General features: G+C 68.3%; 10 protein-coding genes. 9 read left to right on the forward strand and 1 reads right to left on the reverse strand.

Annotated features, from left to right (window positions below; translation table 11 throughout):
• The first annotated feature begins 8 nt into the window (after positions 1 to 8).
• From ASD71_RS15020 to ASD71_RS15050, 7 genes are all read left to right on the forward strand, one after another.
• Positions 9 to 10,139 (forward strand): putative Ig domain-containing protein, encoded by a 10,131-nt coding sequence (locus ASD71_RS15020; protein WP_056565341.1) that lies wholly within the window; start codon positions 9 to 11, stop codon positions 10,137 to 10,139.
• A gap of 8 nt (positions 10,140 to 10,147) precedes the next feature.
• Positions 10,148 to 11,875 (forward strand): TolC family protein, encoded by a 1,728-nt coding sequence (locus ASD71_RS15025; protein WP_235512137.1) that lies wholly within the window; start codon positions 10,148 to 10,150, stop codon positions 11,873 to 11,875.
• 1 nt (position 11,876) lies between these two features.
• Positions 11,877 to 12,683, forward strand: a complete 807-nt coding sequence (locus tag ASD71_RS15030; protein ID WP_056565344.1) for an efflux RND transporter periplasmic adaptor subunit — start codon at positions 11,877 to 11,879, stop codon at positions 12,681 to 12,683.
• Positions 12,680 to 14,038 carry an efflux RND transporter periplasmic adaptor subunit gene (locus ASD71_RS15035; protein ID WP_056565347.1) on the forward strand — a complete coding sequence of 453 codons (1,359 nt, stop codon included), beginning with the start codon at positions 12,680 to 12,682 and terminating at the stop codon, positions 14,036 to 14,038. Before ASD71_RS15030 ends, ASD71_RS15035 begins: the two co-directional genes overlap by 4 nt.
• A complete protein-coding gene (locus tag ASD71_RS15040) occupies positions 14,023 to 16,197 on the forward strand; it encodes an HlyD family efflux transporter periplasmic adaptor subunit (protein ID WP_056565350.1) in 2,175 nt (724 codons plus the stop codon). Before ASD71_RS15035 ends, ASD71_RS15040 begins: the two co-directional genes overlap by 16 nt.
• 114 nt (positions 16,198 to 16,311) lie before the next feature.
• Entirely contained in the window at positions 16,312 to 16,905 is a 594-nt protein-coding gene (locus ASD71_RS15045; protein ID WP_056565353.1) for a biliverdin-producing heme oxygenase, read from the forward strand.
• Positions 16,902 to 17,336, forward strand: a complete 435-nt coding sequence (locus ASD71_RS15050; RefSeq protein ID WP_056565356.1) for a YbaN family protein — start codon at positions 16,902 to 16,904, stop codon at positions 17,334 to 17,336. The genes ASD71_RS15045 and ASD71_RS15050 overlap by 4 nt, the downstream gene beginning before the upstream one ends.
• A gap of 112 nt (positions 17,337 to 17,448) precedes the next feature.
• Here ASD71_RS15050 and ASD71_RS15055 read toward each other — a convergent pair whose 3' ends face one another.
• Positions 17,449 to 17,904, reverse strand: a complete 456-nt coding sequence (locus ASD71_RS15055; protein WP_056565359.1) for a fasciclin domain-containing protein — start codon at positions 17,902 to 17,904, stop codon at positions 17,449 to 17,451.
• Between ASD71_RS15055 and ASD71_RS28005 the strand changes: the two genes are divergently transcribed.
• Entirely contained in the window at positions 17,903 to 18,070 is a 168-nt protein-coding gene (locus tag ASD71_RS28005; RefSeq protein ID WP_156395147.1) for a hypothetical protein, read from the forward strand. The genes ASD71_RS15055 and ASD71_RS28005 overlap by 2 nt on opposite strands.
• A 5-nt stretch (positions 18,071 to 18,075) precedes the next feature.
• Entirely contained in the window at positions 18,076 to 19,056 is a 981-nt protein-coding gene (locus ASD71_RS15060; protein ID WP_056565361.1) for a MerR family transcriptional regulator, read from the forward strand.
• The last annotated feature ends 66 nt before the right edge of the window (positions 19,057 to 19,122 follow it).

Below are 19,122 nucleotides of genomic sequence, written 5' to 3' on the forward strand. Positions count from 1 at the left end.
GGACTTCCATGACTTCCCGCCGAATCCCCACGCTCCGCCGCCAGGCACTGGCCCTGGAACCCCGCTTCCTGCTCGACGCAGCCGCCGTGACGACGGCCGTGGACGTGGCCGCGCAAGCCGTGCCGCCGACCGAGACGGCGCCTGGCGTCGAGGCGACGCCGACCGAAGCCACCGTCGTCGTCACGGACAGCAGCGACACCTTTGCGCCGGTCGACCTGTTCAGCGGCGTCGACGTTCACGCCCAGACGAACGGCGCGGACGAACTGACGCAACTGGTCGTCACGGTGGATCGCAGCGGCGCCAACCAGGCGCTGGTGATCGACGGCAAGACCATCGCCCTGGAAGGCGGCAGCGGCACGACCCGCGCCGACGGCGGCTACGTCTACACCGTCGCCGTAAACGGCAACACCACCACGATCACCCTGCAGCTCGACGCATTCGCGCCGGAGCCGGCCAGCGTCAAGGCGCTGATTGACGGCATGGCCTACAAGATCCTGGACAAGTCGGTCGAGGGCGGCAAGGTGTCCGTCTCGCTGAAGAGCCTGTCCGACGCCGGCGGCGAAACGACGGACCTGTCCGCCCTCACGGCGACGATCGACATCGACAGCCGCATCAACGTGGCGCCCGAGGTGAAGGGCGACCTGCTGCAGGAAGCGGATCACTTCGGCACGGGCAGCCTGGCCGGCGCCACCGAAGTCGCCTATTCGGCCGACAGCAAGTTCGTCTACGCGGCGGGCAGCAACAATACCCTGTCCATCTTTGCCGTGGATGCGGCTACCGGCTTGCTCAGCAAGACGCAGGAACTGGCGCTGGCGGACCTCGGAACGGTCAATCACCTGGTGGTCAGCGGCGACGGTAAGTCGGTCTACACGATCTCCAGCAACGGCAACCTGATTCAGTTCAGTGTGGATGCGGCCGGCAAGTTGAGCCATGCGGCCACGCAGTCGGTGGGCGGCGGGTCCACCGGCGGATTGGCGATCTCGGAAGACGGCACGCGGGTCTACGTGGACGCGTCGAACAACTTTGGCCGCGAGGCGCGCGTCTACAGCCGCGACACCGAAACCGGCGCGCTCACGCAGATCCAGCGTCTGGACGCCGTGCGCAACGCCAGTCTTGCCACGGCCGGCGGCTACGTCACCCTCATTCACAGCGGCGCATTGAGCGGCGCCAACCACACGCTCAAGATCTATCATCGCGGCGCCGACGGCACGCTGATCCATGTCGATAGCATCCTGCTGGACAGGACCGGGCAGGATGCCGTCGACTACGCGATCAGCATGTCCGCCGACGGCAAGCTGCTATTCGTGGGCGAACCGGGCGCCAAGAACATCTCGGTCTTCCGGCTTGGCGCCGACAACCTGCTGACGCGGGTGGGCACGGTAGCGAGCGACAACATCGGCAGCCTGGCGCTGAACGCGGACGGCACGCTGCTGTATGCCGCCACCACCGGCGGCACCGTCAACGTCTACGCCGTGTCCAGCGACGGCGGCCTGACGCTCGCCGGCAGCGCGGCGGGCAAGACCAACGGTGCGGATATCTCGCTGTCCCAGGACGGCATGTCGCTGGTGGTGGCCGGCAACGGCCTTACCCGCTACACGACGCTCCAATCGCTGACGCTGGGCCAGGACACCGTTTTGGGTGACCGCGTCAGCCTGTCCGACCGCAACTACGATCTGCTCGATGGCGGCGCCGGCAACTACAGCGGCGCCAGCGTGACCATCAAAGCTTCCGTGGCGGGCGGCGTCTTCGGCTTCGAGGGCGGCGACGGGCTGTCCATGGCAAACGGCGTGATCTCGCGCGGCGGCGAGCCGATTGCCACCTACACCGTCAATGGCGACACCTTGACCCTGCGCTTCACCGGCGACGCCACGACCGCAATCGCGAACCAGGTGCTGCAACAGGTCAGCTACGGCAATTCGGCCGTGACGGCGGGCACGTTCATCACGTTGACCGTGCAGGCCAATGACGGCGCGCTGAACAGCGATGCCCTGACGATCACGCTGCGCACCAACACGGGACCGCAGATCGACACCGGCGCCACCGGCTATACGCCGGAAACGATCATCACGGAGAAGGACTACCACCTCGTCCTCCCCGAGAATCTGTTCCGCGACGCGGACGGCGACCGGATGATCTGGCGCGTCACGGGGCTGCCCGCCGGAATCAGCTTCGATCCCGAAACCCGCACCCTGTCCGGCACCGCCCTCGCTGCCGGCACCTATCCCATCAGCATCACCGTCACCGATGCGTACGGCGCCAGCGTGACGCTGAACCTGAACTTGGAAGTGGCCCAGATCGACAACCGCGCGCCGGTGGTGAACGGCAGCGCGCCGGCGTCATTCGGGCAGGCCACCGTGGGACAGGGTGGTTTCAGCGCTGCACTGCGCGCGGACATGTTCTCGGACATGGACAGCCGCTACGGCGACACCCTTGCCTGGAGCATCGTCGAGACGCTGCCGGCTGGCCTGGTGTTCGACGCGGCCACGCGCACGTTGAGCGGCACGCCCACCACGCCCGGCGACTACATACTGACCGTGCGCGTCACCGACAAGGACGGCCTGACGGCGGACCACAAGATGACGCTGCGCGTCGTCTCGGCCGCCGAAGCCGCCAACAGCGCGCCCGCGTTCGACATCGACGGCAGCGACCTCACGTATACCTCGGACGGCCGGATCAACGGTTTCGACCAGTACGTCTATAGCGTCGAGGTGTCCGACGACGGCTACACCGTCATCGTGCTCGGCAACGGGACGAACAACCATACGGTCTCGCCCGCAGGCAACAGCACGCTCAGCGTCTTCACGCGCAATCCGAACACGGGTGAACTGACGCTCGTGCAGCGCTTCGTGCAGGGCGCCGTGAACGACGGCAACGACGCAAACGGCATCGAGATCCAGGGCCTGCTCAGCGCCGCCTCGGCCGTGTATTCCGCCGACGGCAAGCACGTCTATCTGGTGGGCCAGAAGGCCGCTGGCGGCAACTATTTCCTGACGGGGTTCAACGTCAACGCGGATGGCACGCTGACCGCCAGCAGCCAAAGCGTCGAGCTTGGCAGCGTGCAGATCAAGCAGCTCGTGACATCGCAGGACGGCCACCTGTACGGTATCGCCGGCAACACGCTGTACGCCTATGGCATCGGCGTCAACGGCGAACTGACGGTGTCGGGCGTGTACGACAACCAGCCCTTCAGCACCGCGTCCGCCATCGAGGTCGACGCGCTGGGCCGCGTGTTCGTCGCGGGCACCAACACCCTGACGATCTACGCCGCCAATCCGGACGGCAGCCTCACGCAACTGGTGACCCGGACGGGCGACGTCGGCAACTTCGCGCGCAGCATCGCGGTGTCGGGCGACTACATCTACGTGTCGGCGGGAAGCAATGGCATCCTGACGCTGCGTTTCGATCCGATCGCGAAGACGGTCACGAAGGTTTCTTCTGTGGGCTCGCAGATGTGGGGCTTGGAACTGTCGGCGGACGGCAAGACCCTCTACGCCGGCGGCCTGACCGGCGCCCTGAACGTCTACAGCATCGGCGCCGACGGCGCGCCCACGCTGGTCAAGACCATCGCCCACGAAGGGGCCTCGGGCAACTATCGCGCCTTCCGCTTCGGCATTTCCCCGGACGGATCTTCCATGTATGTCGGCGGCTTCTACAATGCCGCCGGCCTGGGGCACATCAATATCGAAAAGGCGCTTACGGGCGCCTACACCGAAGGCCAGACGGTAAAGCCAGCCGCAGGGCTGACGTTCGGAGACGCCGACTACGACGCGCTGGAGAACGGCGCGGGCGACTACAACGGCGCCACCATCACCATCGTGCGCGACGACGGCGCCAATGCCAACGACCGCTTCGGCTTCGACAACGCCAACGGCCTCACGCTGGTCGGCACCGAAATCCGCCTGAACGACGTCAAGATCGCCGACTTCACCAGCGCGGGTGGCGTACTCACCATCGCCTTCACCGGCCAGGTCAGCACCGTCACCGCCAACGCGGTGCTGCGGCAGGTCACCTACACGAACGACAGCAAGGATCCCGGCGCCGCCATCCGCCTGAAGGTGCAGGTGCGCGACCAGTTCGCCAGCGGCGTCGACAGTGTCCTGCTGGCGCTGACGGTCGCGCAGGTCAATGACGCCCCGGTCGTCGTATCCACGCCCGCCGACACGAAATACAGCCCCGGCAGCGCGGCCGTCGGCCTGTTCGACGGCACCACGATCTCGACCGTCGAGCGCGGTCAGACGATCGCCGGCCTGACCTTCACCGTGTCGCCCGCGGCCGATGGCCCCAACGAGACACTGACCGTGGACGGCACCGCCATCGCGCTGGTCGCCGGCAACGGCACGACCGCCTCCGGCCACGCCTACACCGTCACCATCGCGAACGGCGTGGCCACGGTCACGATCACGCCCGCTGCCGGCATGACGGGCGACCAGGCCGCCGCGCTGATCGACGGCGTGGCCTATGCCAACCAGGCCGCTGCCCCGACGACGGGCGAGCGCAGCATCACGCTGACCGCCGTGCGCGACAGCGGCGGCACCGACAACGGCGGCAAGGACACCGCCGAACCGGACGTCGTCGCCAAAGTGACCGTGCAGTTCGAAGCGCCGGTTCTGACGACGCCCGTCGATTCGGTGGGTTTGAATGAACTGATCAGCCAGCTTGCCGACGGCGCGCCGTCCACGGCACTGGAAGGCGTGCTTGATGTCTTCGAGGTGGACGGCAAGTTCTACCTGCTGCGCACCACCACGGAATGGAACATCGACGCGATGGCCGACCTGGAGGTCAACACGCTGTACGTGCTTGAGCGCGGCGCGGACGGCACGCTGCATATCGTGCAGGCGATCGGCAACAGCGATCTTGGCGCGCTGGCCGGCGCCGCGGACCTGCGTGTCTCGGCCGACGGCAAATCGCTTTACGTGATTGCCAACCAGGGCGTTGTGCTGTTCACCCGCGATACGGCGACGGGAACGCTCACCGCGCACGGCGCCTTTGGCGCCGACGTCCTGACCGAGTACGGCATGATCCGCGACGTACTCGCCACCGGCGGCCTCGTGTACGCGACGGCGGGCGACAATCTGCTGGTCTTCCAGCAGGACGGCGACACGCTGACGCTGATCCATACCTATACCGACAACGACGACACCGGCCTGCAGCTTGACGGCGCCAACGCGCTGACGCTGTCCGCCGACGGCCGCTTCCTGTTCGTGGGCACGTCGGGCGGCGGCACCCTGGCCAGCGTCTTCTCGCTGGACCCCAGCGGCGTCCCGACATTCGTCATGGCGGCCCAGGGCAAGGACCCTGCTGCGTCGGACCAGTTCTACTACACGCAGACGCTGACGGTTTCGCCGGACGGCAAGACGCTCTACGTGGTCGACTTCGACAACAACCAGCATCGCCTGCACACCCTTGCCATCGGCAGTGACGGCCGGCTCACCGCGCTGGCCACGACCCTGCCGGCCGGCGAGGTCAAGCAGATCGTCGTGTCGCCGGACGGCTCCGCCGTGTTCGTGATCGGCGCCGACCGGATCGGCGTGTACAGCCGCGGCGCGGACGGCGTGCCCGTGCGCGTCGGCGAGATCTCGGGTTACGGCGACCCGTTCGGGGACGGCCTGAGCTTTGGCGAGATCCGCAGCGCCACGCTCAGCGAAGACGGCACGAAACTCTATCTGACCGGCCAGTTCTCGTTCGACGACGGCGTGCTGGTGCTGGACCTGAAGCCCGCCGCCGCGCACTACACGGAAGGGTCGACCCCCGTGGCCATCCTGCCGTCGGCCACACTGTCCGATCCGCAGCTCGATGCGCTGAACAACGGGCAGGGCGATTACAAGGGCGCCAGCATTGCGGTGGAACGCGCCGCTGGCGCGCACGCCGATGACCAATTCGGCTTCATCAGCGACGCCAATCTGCGCCTGGACACCGCCAGCGGCCAGATCCTGTTGAACAACGTCGCCATCGCGACCTTTTCACAGGCGAACGGCGTGCTGACGCTGACGTTCATCGGCCCCGTCAGCCAGGCCGATGCGCAGAACGTGCTGCGCCGCATCGCGTACAGCAACGCCAGCAACGATCCCACCCGCGACGGCGCGACCATCACCCTGCGCACCACGCTGCACGATGGCGACGGCCATCAGGACGAACTGCTGACCGAGATCGAACTGGAAGGCGTCAACAATGCGCCGATCATCGACACCACGCCGCGCAATCCCACGTTCCCGGCTGAAGGCGAACCGGTCAAGCTGTTCGAAGGCACCACGGTCGACACGGTGGAATCCGGCCAGAACGTGGCCCGCGTCATCGTCACCATCAGCCCCGCCAACGCGCAGGACATCCTGGGCGTGGACGGCGGCAAGATCCGGCTGGACAAGGACTCCAACGGCCCGCAGACCACGGCCTCCGGCTTGCAGTACATGGTGACCATCGCCGACGGCGTCGCCACCGTGACCCTTTACCTGAACTCGTCGGGCGAACGCGCCGCGCAGGTCATCGACAGCCTGACCTACGCCAACACCGGCAGCCCGCTGACCGGCACGCGCACGATCAGTCTGACCGTGCAGGAGTGGGACACCGTCAATGGCTCGACGGATGCGGATGACGCGGCAACGGTCACTCTGGCCGGCCCGGCCAGCCCCAACACGCCGCCCACCGTCACCGGCGGCGGCGACGTTTCCTCCACCGAACGCGCCGATGCCGTCCCGATCGCACCCGATGGCGTGATTGCCGATGCGCAGATGGACGCCTTCAACGGCGGCGCGGGCAACTACGACGGCGCCGTCCTGACGATCACGCTGGGTGCGGGCAAGAGCGCCGCCGACGCGCTGGGCTTTGAGCCGGGTCACGGCCTGACGCTGGAGAACGGCGTCCTGAAAAAGGACGGCGTAGCCATCGGGACCGTCTCGCAGGCCGACGGCGTGCTGACGATCCGGTTCAGCGACGCGGCCGGGTCCACGCCGACGCAGGCCGACGTGCAGAATACGCTGCGCCAGATCACCTACGCGAACAGCAGCCACGCGCCCGCGGACAGCGTGGCCATCAGCGTGACGCTGACCGACCAGCGCGGCCTCGCCTCGGCCGCAATGGACTTTTCCATCGACATTACGGCCATCAACGATGCGCCGGTCGTCGATGCCGATCCGGTGCTGTCGCTGGGCGACCTGACGCACGTGCAGGATCTGACCACGATTCCCGGCTTGGACAAGCCCACCGCCAGCGCCGTGTCGCCCGACGGCACGCGTGTCTACGTAGCCGACGGCAAGGGCGCCATTGCGGTGTTCAGCCGCGACGGCGACACCGGCTCGCTGACCTATGTGCGCACGCTCGCAGCCGCCGGCAATCTTGCGGGCATCAAGGAGTTGGTGACCTCTGCCGACGGCAAGAGCCTGTACGCCCTGCGCGCCGACGGCAACGCCATTGGCGTGTTCGGTGTTGCCGCCGACGGCACGCTAACCCACCAGGCCACCATCACCAGCAACTACGAGCTGGATGGCGGCAGCCTGAGCGACATGAAGGGCATTGCGCTGTCCGAAGACGGCAAGAACCTGTACCTGATCAACAGCTACGGGATCGCCTACTTCAACCGCGACGCGCAGTCCGGCGCGCTCACGTATGTCGGCGCCATCAGCGGCGATATGAACGCGGAGCCGTTCCTGTGGCAGCCCACTGACATCGCGGTACGCGGCGATCTGCTCTTCGTGGTGACCAACGCAAGCTCGGGTTCGACGCTGATCGTCTACCGCCGCGACGGCAGCGGCGCCTTGTCGGTCCTGACGCACATCCAGGGCGGCGGCACGGACGCGGCCGGGCAGACCGTCTCGTTCTCCAACCTGCAGCACATCGCGGTCAGCGCCGACGGCAGCACGATCTTCGTGTCCAACAGCCGCACGTCCTCGTTCAACGGCTGGACCGGCGAATATGAAGTCCAGGAGAACCCCCAGGCCATCGACGCCTTCCGCCTGAACGCGGCGACCGGCGCACTGACGCATCTGGGCACGCTAGCCGGCAGCCAGACGGTGGAGAGCATCGCGTTGTCCGCGGATGGCAAGGCGCTGTTCGTGACCCTGGCCGACGGCACGCTCAACTATTACGCCACCGCCAGCCTCAGCCTGATCGCCTCGCAGGGCGGGTTGGACGGCGCCGGCCAGATTGCGGTGTCGGCCGACGGCGGCGTGATCGTGGTGGGCAACGGGCTGGACGTCCTGAATGCCCCGTCCGCCGCGCAGCCGGTCTACGTCGCCGAGGGCGATCCGGTCCCATTGGCGCCCACGCTTGCGCTCAGCGACGCCGAACTGGATGCGGCGGACAGCTACCGTGACGCCAGCGTGACGTTCAGCGGTCAAACCGGCGATGTTTTTGGCTTTTTGGCAGGCGACGGCTACACGATTGCCGGCGACGTCATCTCGTTCAACGGCCAGCCCATCGCCACGCTGACGCAGACCGGCGCCGCCGCCACGTTGCGCTTCACCGGCGCCGTCGACCGCGCCCAGGCCAATGCGCTGCTGCACCGCGTGACCTACGCCAGCACGGACGCCACGCCTGGCACGCGCAGCGTCACGATCACGCTCAATGACGGCGACATCGCCAGCGCGGGCTATGACGTGGACGTGACCGTTCGCCTGGCCAACCAGGCGCCCGTGTCGGGCACCGATCCGTACATGCCCGACACGGTGCTGGCCGGACGCAATTACTCCGTGACCCTGCCGGAAACGCTGTTCAGCGATCCGGAGGGCGGCAGGCTGACGTGGAGCGTCAGCGGCCTGCCCGCGGGGCTGACCTTCGATCCCGCCACCCGCACGATCTCCGGTGTGCTTGCCGCGCCGGGACAATTCACGGTGGTCATTACCGTGACGGACGCGGAAGGCGCCTCGGTGTCGCGCGAGGTCGTCTTTGAGGCCATCGAGCCGCCGAACACCGCGCCGGTCGACAGCGGCATGGCGGTGTCGCCGGGCGTCGTCCGTGTGGGCGAGCCCTACGCGTACACGTTCCCCGCCGGTCTTTTCACGGACGCTGACGGCGATGCGCTCACGTGGCAGATCACGGGTCTGCCGGAAGGTCTGACCTTCGATCCGGCGACCTTGACGATACGCGGGACGGCGACGGCCGCGGGCAGCCTTGCCGTGGTCGTGAGCGCCACCGATGCGTCGGGCGCCAGCGTCTCGCGCATCATCACGCTGACGGTCGCCACCGCGCAGACGGAGCCGAATCCGGGCACGGGTCCTGGCACGAGTCCTGGCACGCCCCCGGGCACCAATCCGGGAACGCAGCCCGATCCCAACGCCAACCCGAACCCCGGCACGCCTGCCGACGTGCCGCCGCCGGATCTGAGCGCGTGGCAGCGCGAGCCAGTGTCTGCATCCAGCACGGATGCCGGGGCCTCGGACGACACCCAAGACGACGCGTTCCGATCGCTGCGCCAGGCGCTCGGCGGCATTCCCGCCGCATCGGGCGACGCGTTCAGCGTCCCCTTCCGCGACGGATTGACCCCGCCGCCGCAGTGGACGTCGACGGCGCTGCTCGATGCCCTGCTGGCCGATTCGCTCGAACGCCGCGACGCCGACGCCGTGCGCCCGTTCACGATGGACGCGGCAAACGGCGTCCGCTCGCCGCTCGTGGTCCTGGCCAGCCCCGACGCACCTGGACTCTCGTTCTCCAGCGCCGCGCTCACGGGCCTCTGGCGCGCCGACGTGGCAGGCAACCGGCAGACCTACGCCTTGCCGGCCGGCCTGATCCGCAGCAGCGGTGCCATCGTCTCGCTGGCGTTGCGCATGGCGGACGGCTCCGAGCTGCCGCCGGGTGTGCGGCTGGACGCCGCGCGCGGCCTCATCGTGGCGCCCGGCCTGGCCGACGCCCAGACGCTCTCGCTGCAACTGGTGGTCCGCACGGCCAGCGGTGAAGCCCGCGCCATCCCGGTCACCGTGTCCGCGCAACGCGTGGGCGCCTGGCACGGCGCAGATGCCATCGCCGCACGCGACGACGTCCCCGCCGCCGACAAGCCCGCACTGACCCAGCAACTGCGCCACAGCGCAGCGCACGACGTGCTGGATGCGGCACGGCAGTTTCTCGCTTCCCTGGACGACAGCGCCGCGGGCGGCGCCTCCGACACGGCCGCCGGCGCCCGGCAGGCCATCACCATCAATGCAGCAAGCTGATTCCAGATATGACTCTTACCTTTGATTCCGCCAAGCCCATGCAACATCGTGCCCGCCGCTTCGCCCTGACCGTGCTCGCCACGGCCGTTCTCGCCGGTTGCGCCGTCGCGCCGCCCGAGAAGCTGAGCACGCAGGACCTGCTGCAGCTCGATCAGGCCGACCGCGGCGCCATGTTCGCGCAGCAAGAGCCGGTGACGGGTCCGATCACGCTGGACGAGGCCATCGCCCGCGCCGTCAAGTACAACCTGCAGCAGCGCCTGGCCCTCATGGAGCGCGCGCTGGAAGACGACCTGACCGACGTGCAGAAGCAGGGCATGCTGCCCAAGCTGACCGCCCGCGCCGGCATGCGCGCCCGCAACAACGATTACGGGTCGTCCAGCGAATCGCTGTCCACCGGCACCCAATCGCTCGTGCCCTCCACCAGCCAGGAGCGCGACACGCACACGGCCGACCTGCAACTGACGTGGAACGTGCTGGACTTCGGCCTGAGCTACTTCGGCGCCAAGGCCCAGGGCAACAAGGCGCTGGCCGCCGAGGAGCGCCGCCGCCGCGTCGTGGCCGACATCATCCGGCAGACGCGCACGGCGTACTGGAACGCCGTGACCGCAGAACGCCTGAAGGACCGCGTGTCCTCGACGCTGGCCGAAGCGCGCCAGACGCTGGAATACGCGCGCCAGACCGAGCAGAAGCGCCTGGTCGCGCCCATCCTGGCGCTGCGCTATCAGCGCGATCTGCTGAACATGGTGCGCCAGACCGAGGCGCTAGACAACGAACTGGCGCAGGCCAAGGCGCGGCTCGCGACGCTGATGAACCTGCCGCCCAGCGCGGATTTCCAACTTGCCGCGCCGGACGCCGCCACCATGGCGCCGCCCGTGCTCGCCTACGAACTGCAGGACCTTGAAGCCCTGGCGATGGTGCGCCGCCCCGAACTGCGCGAAGAAAGCTACCTGGCGCGCAACGCCGTGCTGGAAACGCGCATGTCGCTGCTGCGCCTCTTGCCCAACGCGTCGCTCTTTGGCGGGCTGAACTACGACAGCAACAAGTACCTGGTCAACAACAGCTGGGCGGACGCCGGCATGCAGGTGAGCTGGAATCTCCTGAGCGTGCTGTCGTGGTCCTCGATAACCCGCGCCGGCGAGTCGCGCGAACAGGTCGCCGAACTGCGCCGCCAGGCCTTGCGCATGACGGTGCTGAGCCAGGTCCATATCGCCTGGCTGGAACGCCAGCGCGCCGAGACCGCTTTCCGCCGCGCCAACGAACTGAGCCGCCTGCAGGACGCAATCCAGGTGCAGACCGAGAACGCCGCCCGCAGCAGCGCCGAAACGCATCTGGAAGTGGTCCGCGCGAAGGTCGAGACCCTGCTCGCCACGCGCGCCCGCGACCTGAGCTACGCCGAACTCGTCAACGCCCAGAACACGATCTACCAGGCCGCCGGGATCGATCCCCTGCCCGAACGCATCTCCGATGAAAGCCTGGCTGGTTTGGCGCACGACATCGCCGAGACCAACCGGCAGATCGAGCGCGGCCACGTCGACATTCCGCGCCTGGCCGTGGCCCCGCAAGCCATCGACACGAACGGACAGGCCATCGCAACGCCGGTGATCGACCCCGTTGCGTCCGTGACCGAACCCGCCGCGCCGCCCGCGCTGCGCACCGTGACCGGCAATCTGTGGAGCAGCGTTGGTTCCGTCGCCAGCGCCGACAGCGCGGACAACCAATCGGTGAAAGCGCGCTGACATGCCGATTCTGCAAGCCTCCGTATCGCGGCGCGGCGCGCGTCTGCTGCTGGCCGCGGGTCTGGCCGTGTCGGCCGGCGCCGCCGCGCAAACCCCGCCGCCCGCACCCATGACGGCCCCGGCGGCCGACACCGCCCGCGCCCAACTGGTGGCCGCGCGGCGCGCGGTGATTTCCAGCAGCCTGTCCGGCAAGATCGAAACCCTGCCGTTCCGGGAAGGCGACCGGTTCAAGAAGGGCGACGTGCTCGTCGCCTACGACTGCGCCCTGAACCGCGCCCGGCTGGAACGCGCCGTGCTGGCCGAATCGGCCGCGCGCAAGAAGCAGGCGGTCGCCGAGCAACTGGAGGCGCTGCGCTCCATCAGCCGTTCCGACGTCGAGCAGGCACGCGCGGCCGTCGCCGTGGCCCGCGCCGAGAGCAGCGCCGAAAGGGTGCTCGTGGACCGCTGCGCCATTGCCGCGCCGTTCGCCGGCCGGGTCGGCGAAACCTATGCGCGCGCCGCGGAAAGCGTGGCCGAAGGCGAGAAGCTCGTCAGCATCTACGACGACTCCGCCTTCGAACTGGAAGCGATCGTGCCGTCGCGCTGGCTGGCGTGGCTCAAGCCCGGTTCGCCGCTGCGCGTGACCGTCGATGAAACGGGCCGCACGTACGAAGCCTCGGTCTCGCACATCGCGGGCGCTGTGGACCCGGTCAGCCAGTCGGTAAAGATCATCGGCCGCCTCGCTGACGCGCAGAACACCGCCGCCGAACTGCTGCCCGGCATGAGCGGCAGCGTCCGCGTCGACCTCCCCGCCTCGGGAACACCGTGACGGACACCGCTACACGAGAGAACCTGCTGGCCGCGCTGCTCCAGCTGGAAAAGCACGCGCGCGCCTGCGCGGACACGCAGGCGCTGGCGTTCCTGATGGTCAACGACACGCATGCGCTGGCGCCATACCGGCAGGCGGCGCTGTGGCTGCCGGGCGCCGGTGGCGACGGGGTCATTTCCGCGCTGTCGGGCCTGGCGGTGCCGGACCCCAACGCACCCTATACCGTGTGGCTGGCCGGCCTGCTGGCCAGCCGCGCGCGCGAGGGCGCAAGCGGTCCCTTTGCCCCGACGCCCGACGAGCACCCGATGTGGGCGGAGCATCTGCCAGGCCACGGCCTGTTGCTGCGCCTGCCCCAGGGCGATGCAAAGGGAGGCGACGGCCTGCTTGCCTTATGGCGCGATACGCCGTGGACGGGTGCGCAGATCGCCGTGCTGGGTCTGCTGGCGGACGCCTACGCCCACGCATGGCGCGCGCTGGCGCCCACGCAGCGCACGGGCCGCGCGGCCACCTGGTGGGGCCGCCTGCGCCATGGAGACCGCCGCACGCGCTGGTGGCTGGCGCTGGGCGCGGCGGTCATCGGGCTGATGTTCGTGCCGGTTCGCCAGTCAGTGCTTGCCCCGGCCGAAGTCGTGGCGCGCGCGCCCATGGCCGTGCGCGCGCCGCTGCAGGGCGTGGTCGACCAGATCGCCGTCACACCCAACCAGCCCGTCGAGAAAGGACAACTGCTGGCCGCGCTGGACGTGCGCGATCTGGAAGGGCGTCTGGAGAGCGCACGCCAGGCGCTGGCAGTTGCGGACGCCGAACTGCGGCAGAACCAGCAGCAGGCGCTGGTCGATGACCGCAGCAAGGCCACGCTGGCGCTCGCACAAGGCAAGCGCGCACAGGCCGCGAGCGACCTGGACTTCTATGCCAAGGCGGTGGCGCGCACACAGCTACGCGCCGAGCGTGACGGCATTGTGCTGTTCGATGACCCGGCCGACTGGATTGGCAAGCCCGTGGCGCTGGGCGAACGCATCATGATGGTGGCCGACCCCGCGGACGTCGAGCTGGAAATCCACCTGCCCGTGGGCGACGCGATTGCGCTGCCGGCCGAGGCGCCGATCCGGCTCTTTCTGAACACCGCGCCGGCCGATCCCTTGTCCGCCACGCTGTTGCGGGTGGGCTACCGCGCCGCGCCCACCGCCGAAGGCGCCATGGCTTATCGCGTGCGCGCCCGCCTCACCGACGAGGCACTCGCCACGCAGCCGCGCGTCGGCCTGAAAGGCACCGCCAAGCTGTACGGCGAATCCACGCCGCTCTACGGCTACCTGCTGCGCAAACCCCTGGCGACGCTGCGCGTATGGCTGGGACTGTAAGCGGCGCGCTGCCCGCGCTGCGCGAAGAGCTGCTGCTGCATCGCGCGCCGCCCAACCACGACGGCTCGCCGGCGTGGACGCTGGAGGACCCGGGCCGTGGCTTGTTCTTCCAGATCGGCTGGGCGGAAGCCGAGATGCTGGCGCGCTGGCGCCTGGGCAGCGCCGACGCAATCGCAAATGCCGCGGCCGGCGAAACCACGCTGGACCTCAGCGCGGACGACGTCGAGGACTTTGCCAAGTTCCTGCAGGCCAACAGCCTCGTGCAACTGCGCGGCCCGGACGCCATCGCCCGCTACGCCAAGGAGGCGAACGCGCGCCGCAGCAGCCACTGGCTTAAAAGCCTGATGCACCAGTACCTGTTCTTTCGCATTCCGCTGGTGCGGCCCGACGCGTTCCTGACGCGCACGCTGCCCGCCGTGCGGCGCCTGTTTCTGTCGCGCGCCTTCCTGCGGCTGACGGTGGCTGCGGGCGTGCTTGGACTTTTTCTCGCGGCGCGCCAGTGGGACCAGTTTCTCCACACGTTCCTGCATTTCTTCACGCTGGAAGGCGCGCTGGCCGCCGCCGTCACGCTGGGCGCGGCCAAGGTGCTGCATGAACTTGGCCACGCGTACGCGGCCAAGCATCACGGCTGCCGGGTGGCCACCATGGGCGTGGCGTTCATGGTGATGTGGCCGGTGCTGTACACCGACAGTTCGGGCGCGTGGCGGCTGTCCAGCCGCCGCAAACGTATGTCCATCGGCGCCGCGGGCATGCTGGCCGAAACCGCGCTGGCCGCGTGGGCCACGCTGGCCTGGAGCTTCCTGCCCGATGGCGTGCTGCGCAGCGCGGCGTTCACGCTGGCCACGACCACCTGGCTGCTGACGCTGGCCGTCAACCTCAATCCGCTGATGCGCTTTGACGGGTACTTTCTTCTGACCGACGCCCTGAACGTGCCCAACCTGCAGAACCGATCCTTCGCGCTGGCGCGATGGAAATTGCGCGAGTGGCTGTTCGGGCTGGGCGATGCGCGGCCCGAAGTCTTCGCGCCGTGGCGCGAGCGCACGCTTATCACCTACGCCTTCTGTGTCTGGATCTACCGCTTCTTTCTGTTCCTGGGCATCGCCCTGCTGGTGTATCACATGGCTTTCAAAATATTGGGCCTCGTGCTGTTCGCCATCGAGATCGTGGCGTTCGTGCTGAAGCCCATCTACACCGAACTTCGCGCCTGGCGCGAGCGCCTGACAAGCCGACCTGGCGGCGGCTGGAACCGGCGCAGCCGCATCACCGCGGGCATAGCGCTCATCGGCGTGCTGGCCGCCGTCGTGCCGTGGCGCACGCGCATCGAGGCCCCCGCCCTGATGCACGCCGCGCAGCAGGCCCGCATCGTCGCGCCCGCCGGCGCCCGCATTCAGCGCATCGACGTACACGCTGGACAGGCGGTCAGCGCCGGCGCGACGCTGTTCGTGCTGGACGCGCCCGACATGACCCACGAGATCGCTTCGCTGACGCGCCGCATCCAGGTGCTGCAATGGCAGCAGTCATTCCAGGCCATGACCCGCGACACCGCCGCCGCCGTGCCGGTTGCCGCCGGTGAACTGCTGGCGGCACGCGAACGCCTCGAAGTGCTGTCTCGCCAACGCCAGCAGCTCACGATCCGCGCGCCGTTCGACGGCATCGTCGCGGAACTGGCCGAACCTCTCGCGGCAGGAGAATGGATCGCCGAAGGCGAATGGCTGGCGTCGCTGGCCGACCCGTCAGAGGCGGTCGTGCAAGCCTATGCGTCCGAAGAGGATCTGCACCGGCTGCGGACCGGCGGGCACGCGCGCTTTCTGTCCGAAGATCCCGGCGAGGCCGCCGTCGCGCTGGTCGTGTCCGACATCGCCGCCACGGCCACGCGGCGTCTGGCCGCCGCGCCCGAACTCAGCTCCACGCATGGCGGCGCCGTGCCCGCCATGCAGGCGCCGCGCGGCGAGGCCCGGCCCGACCCCGAGTCGCAGGGCCTCGTGCCGGAACGCGCGGTGTATCGCGTGATCCTGCGGCCTGCGGATGCGTCCAACGCCACCATGCCGCGCCTGCAAGCCATGCGCGGCACGGCCGTCATTGAAGGCGATGCCGAAAGCCTGCTGCTGCGCGCATGGCGGCGCGGCGCGGCGTTGCTGGTACGCGAAACCGGCTTTTGAAGCGGCACATTTCTTAAGCATCTTTAACGTGTCATTCGGCAAGCCCCGGGGAATAATAAGACTCATCATCATCCATCACCGATGGATCGCCTTCACCCATCACCCACACCGACGATGACCACCGAAACCCTCGAACGTCCCTCGCTGTCGCAGCGCCTGAAGCACGAAACCGCGGCGCAGCACGAACGCATGCACCGGCTCATGGAGCGCGGCGCACCGTTCGCCAGCCGCGACGCCTATGCCCGCTTCGTCGCCGCGCAATACCTCTTCCAGCGCGACGTCGAATTCCTGTTCCAGGACGACGCCGTCAAGCAGGCGGTGCCTGACCTGGAAGCACGCGGTCGCGAAGACGCCTCGCTCGCCGACCTGCGCGACCTGGGCGCAGCCGCCCCCGAAGACGGCATCGCCAGCATTGGCGTGACCATGCCCGAAGCACTGGGCTGGCTGTACGTGTCCGAAGGCTCGACCCTGGGCGCCGCCTTCCTGTTCAAGCAGGCGCAATCCGACCTGGGTCTGTCGGCCGACTTCGGCGCGCGCAACCTTGCCGCCTACCCCGATGGCCGCGCCACCGTGTGGCGCCGCTTTGTGGCCTCGCTGGACAGCGACACGCTCGACCCCGCGACGCACGACGCCGTCATCGCAGGCGCCAACGCGGCCTATGACCGTTTCGGCGCATTGCTCGAACGGCACTTCGAACTCGGCGCATGACGCCTCGCAAACCGTGGGTGCGGGCGCTGTATCTGGCGCTCGCCGTCATCAGCATCGCGCTTGCCGTCGCCGGCGTCTTCATCCCCGGCCTGCCCAGCACCGAATTCGTCCTGCTGGCCTCCTGGGCCGCCGCACGCAGCTCACCGCGTTTGCATCGCTGGCTGCATGAGCACCGCTGGTTCGGCCCGATGCTGCACAACTGGCACAACGGCCGCATGGTCACGCGCCGCGCCAAGGTCATGGCCACGGTGTCGATGACGGTCTGTATGGTCGTGATGACACGCACCATTCCCCATCCGTGGGTCGTCTGGCCGCTGTGCCTGACGATGGTGGCGGTGCTGGTGTGGATATGGCAACGGCCCGAGCCGCCAGGCACGCAGCGCGGCGAACCTGCTACCGTGCCTGCTTGCCAGCAGGCACAACGTTCGTGAGCCTGAAGCAAAAAAGGTAGGCCACGCACCGTCACGGTGGCCTACCAAGGCCGACATCGTTGCAGCCTGCTCATTGCAGGCCACTCATTGCAGCCCTCTCGTTGCAGCCTGCTTACTTCGGCATCAGCACGGTGTCGATGACGTGGATGACGCCGTTGTCCGCCACCACGTCGGTCTTCACGACCTTCGCGTTATCCACCATGACCGTCCCGCCGTTGACCGTCACCGTCAGCGGGCTGCCTTGAACGGTTTTGACCTGGCCCGCCTTCACGTCCTTGGCCATCACCTTGCCCGGCACGACGTGATAGGTCAGGACCTTGGTCAGCGCCGCCTTGTCCTTCAGCAACGCATCGAGCTTGTCCTTCGGCACCTTGGCAAAGGCCTCATCGGTCGGCGCAAAGACGGTGAACGGACCGGGGCCCTTCAGCGTATCCACCAAGCCGGCGGCCTGCACGGCGGTCACCAGGGTGTTGAACGACCCCGCGGATTTGGCGGTGTCGACGATGTCGGCGGCCTGCGCGGTGCCCAGCGCCAGGGTGAGCGAAATTCCTGCCAGAAGACGTTTCATGATTGACTCCTTGTCCCGTGAATATCCGCAAGAAGCGGGGTTGCACAAAGCGGCGTTGACACGGAAAGTGAACCGCTTGAGGAGAAAATTTACGCGCCAGATGGCTTCTCGTCCACGTTTTGAACCGCTATTATCAAAACATATCGGTTCAATCTCGGGTCATTGAAAACCATGGAATCCAAGCAATCGGACGACGGCCGCGTCACCTACCGCAGCGGCGTTGCAGCGCGTCTGGCGGGGCTGTCGCCCGAGACCCTGCGCGTCTGGGAACGCCGCTACGACCTGTCGGGCGCCGAACGCTCCGCGCGCGGCCAGCGGTTGTATTCCGCCGAACAGGTCCGCCGGCTCAGCCTGCTCAAGCAACTGGTCGATCAGGGCCACGCCATCGGCGTGCTCGCGCCCATGTCCGTGGATCAGCTGCAGGAACTGGCCGGCGCCGCCGCGCGCCAGCCCAAGGCGCAGGGGCCGCTAAGACTGGGCGTGGTCGGCGCCAACCTGGCGCGGCGCATCGCCGGCAGCGGGCGCGATGGACTGGACGTGATCGTCCAGCACAGCTGGCCCCACCTCGAACAGGTCGCACTCGCACCGCAGGACGCCCGCGTCGAGGTGCTGGTAATCGAACAGTCCGAGCTGCACGAGAGCGCCTTGCCGCTGATCGTGGCCGCCGCGCAGGCATGCGGCGAAGCTGCCGTCGTGGTGCTTTACCGGTTCTGCGCCAGCGCGACGATCCGCGCGTTGCGTGCGCACGGCTGCCTGGCGGCACGCGTTCCCGCGGACACCGGCGAGCTGCTGCAGTTGTGCCGTTCGGCGCTGGCGGGCGAGCGGCTGCCCACCGCGCCGCAGCCGCCGACGCTGGAGCTGCGCTTTGACGAGCCTGCGCTCTTGACCATCATGGCGTCCGGCAGCGGCCTAGCCTGCGAATGCCCGAAGCACCTGGCCGACCTGTTGCTGATGGTGGGAAGCTTTGAACGCTACAGCGTCCAGTGCGCGTCCCGCAACGAAGACGACGCGCAACTGCACAGCGACCTGGGCCGCGCCGCGGGACAGGCGCGCGCCATTCTGGAAGTCGCGATGGAACGGCTGGCCAGAGCGGAAGGGCTGCCGTTGCCGGCCAGTATGCCGAAGACGGAAGCCCAAAAGAAAACGCGCTGAGGGCGGCCGCAAGACCCTGCCCTCAGCGCGTGGCGTGTTCAAAGGACAAGCCGGATTCATGCCCGT

Origin of the sequence: Achromobacter sp. Root565, from assembly GCF_001427425.1 — a bacterium.
GTDB classification, from domain to species: Bacteria; Pseudomonadota; Gammaproteobacteria; order Burkholderiales; family Burkholderiaceae_B; genus Achromobacter; species Achromobacter spanius_D.

Bases quoted from the DNA above. Each gene is read 5' to 3' on its own strand.
- ASD71_RS15045 (WP_056565353.1), top strand. From the start codon at position 16,312: ATGACCACCGAAACCCTCGAACGTCCCTCGCTGTCGCAGCGCCTGAAG.
- ASD71_RS15050 (WP_056565356.1), top strand. From the start codon at position 16,902: ATGACGCCTCGCAAACCGTGGGTGCGGGCGCTGTATCTGGCGCTCGCC.
- ASD71_RS15030 (WP_056565344.1), top strand. From the start codon at position 11,877: ATGCCGATTCTGCAAGCCTCCGTATCGCGGCGCGGCGCGCGTCTGCTG.
- ASD71_RS15025 (WP_235512137.1), top strand. From the start codon at position 10,148: ATGACTCTTACCTTTGATTCCGCCAAGCCCATGCAACATCGTGCCCGC.
- ASD71_RS15055 (WP_056565359.1), bottom strand. From the start codon at position 17,904: ATGAAACGTCTTCTGGCAGGAATTTCGCTCACCCTGGCGCTGGGCACC.
- ASD71_RS28005 (WP_156395147.1), top strand. From the start codon at position 17,903: ATGATTGACTCCTTGTCCCGTGAATATCCGCAAGAAGCGGGGTTGCAC.
- ASD71_RS15060 (WP_056565361.1), top strand. From the start codon at position 18,076: ATGGAATCCAAGCAATCGGACGACGGCCGCGTCACCTACCGCAGCGGC.
- ASD71_RS15020 (WP_056565341.1), top strand. From the start codon at position 9: ATGACTTCCCGCCGAATCCCCACGCTCCGCCGCCAGGCACTGGCCCTG.
- ASD71_RS15040 (WP_056565350.1), top strand. From the start codon at position 14,023: ATGGCTGGGACTGTAAGCGGCGCGCTGCCCGCGCTGCGCGAAGAGCTG.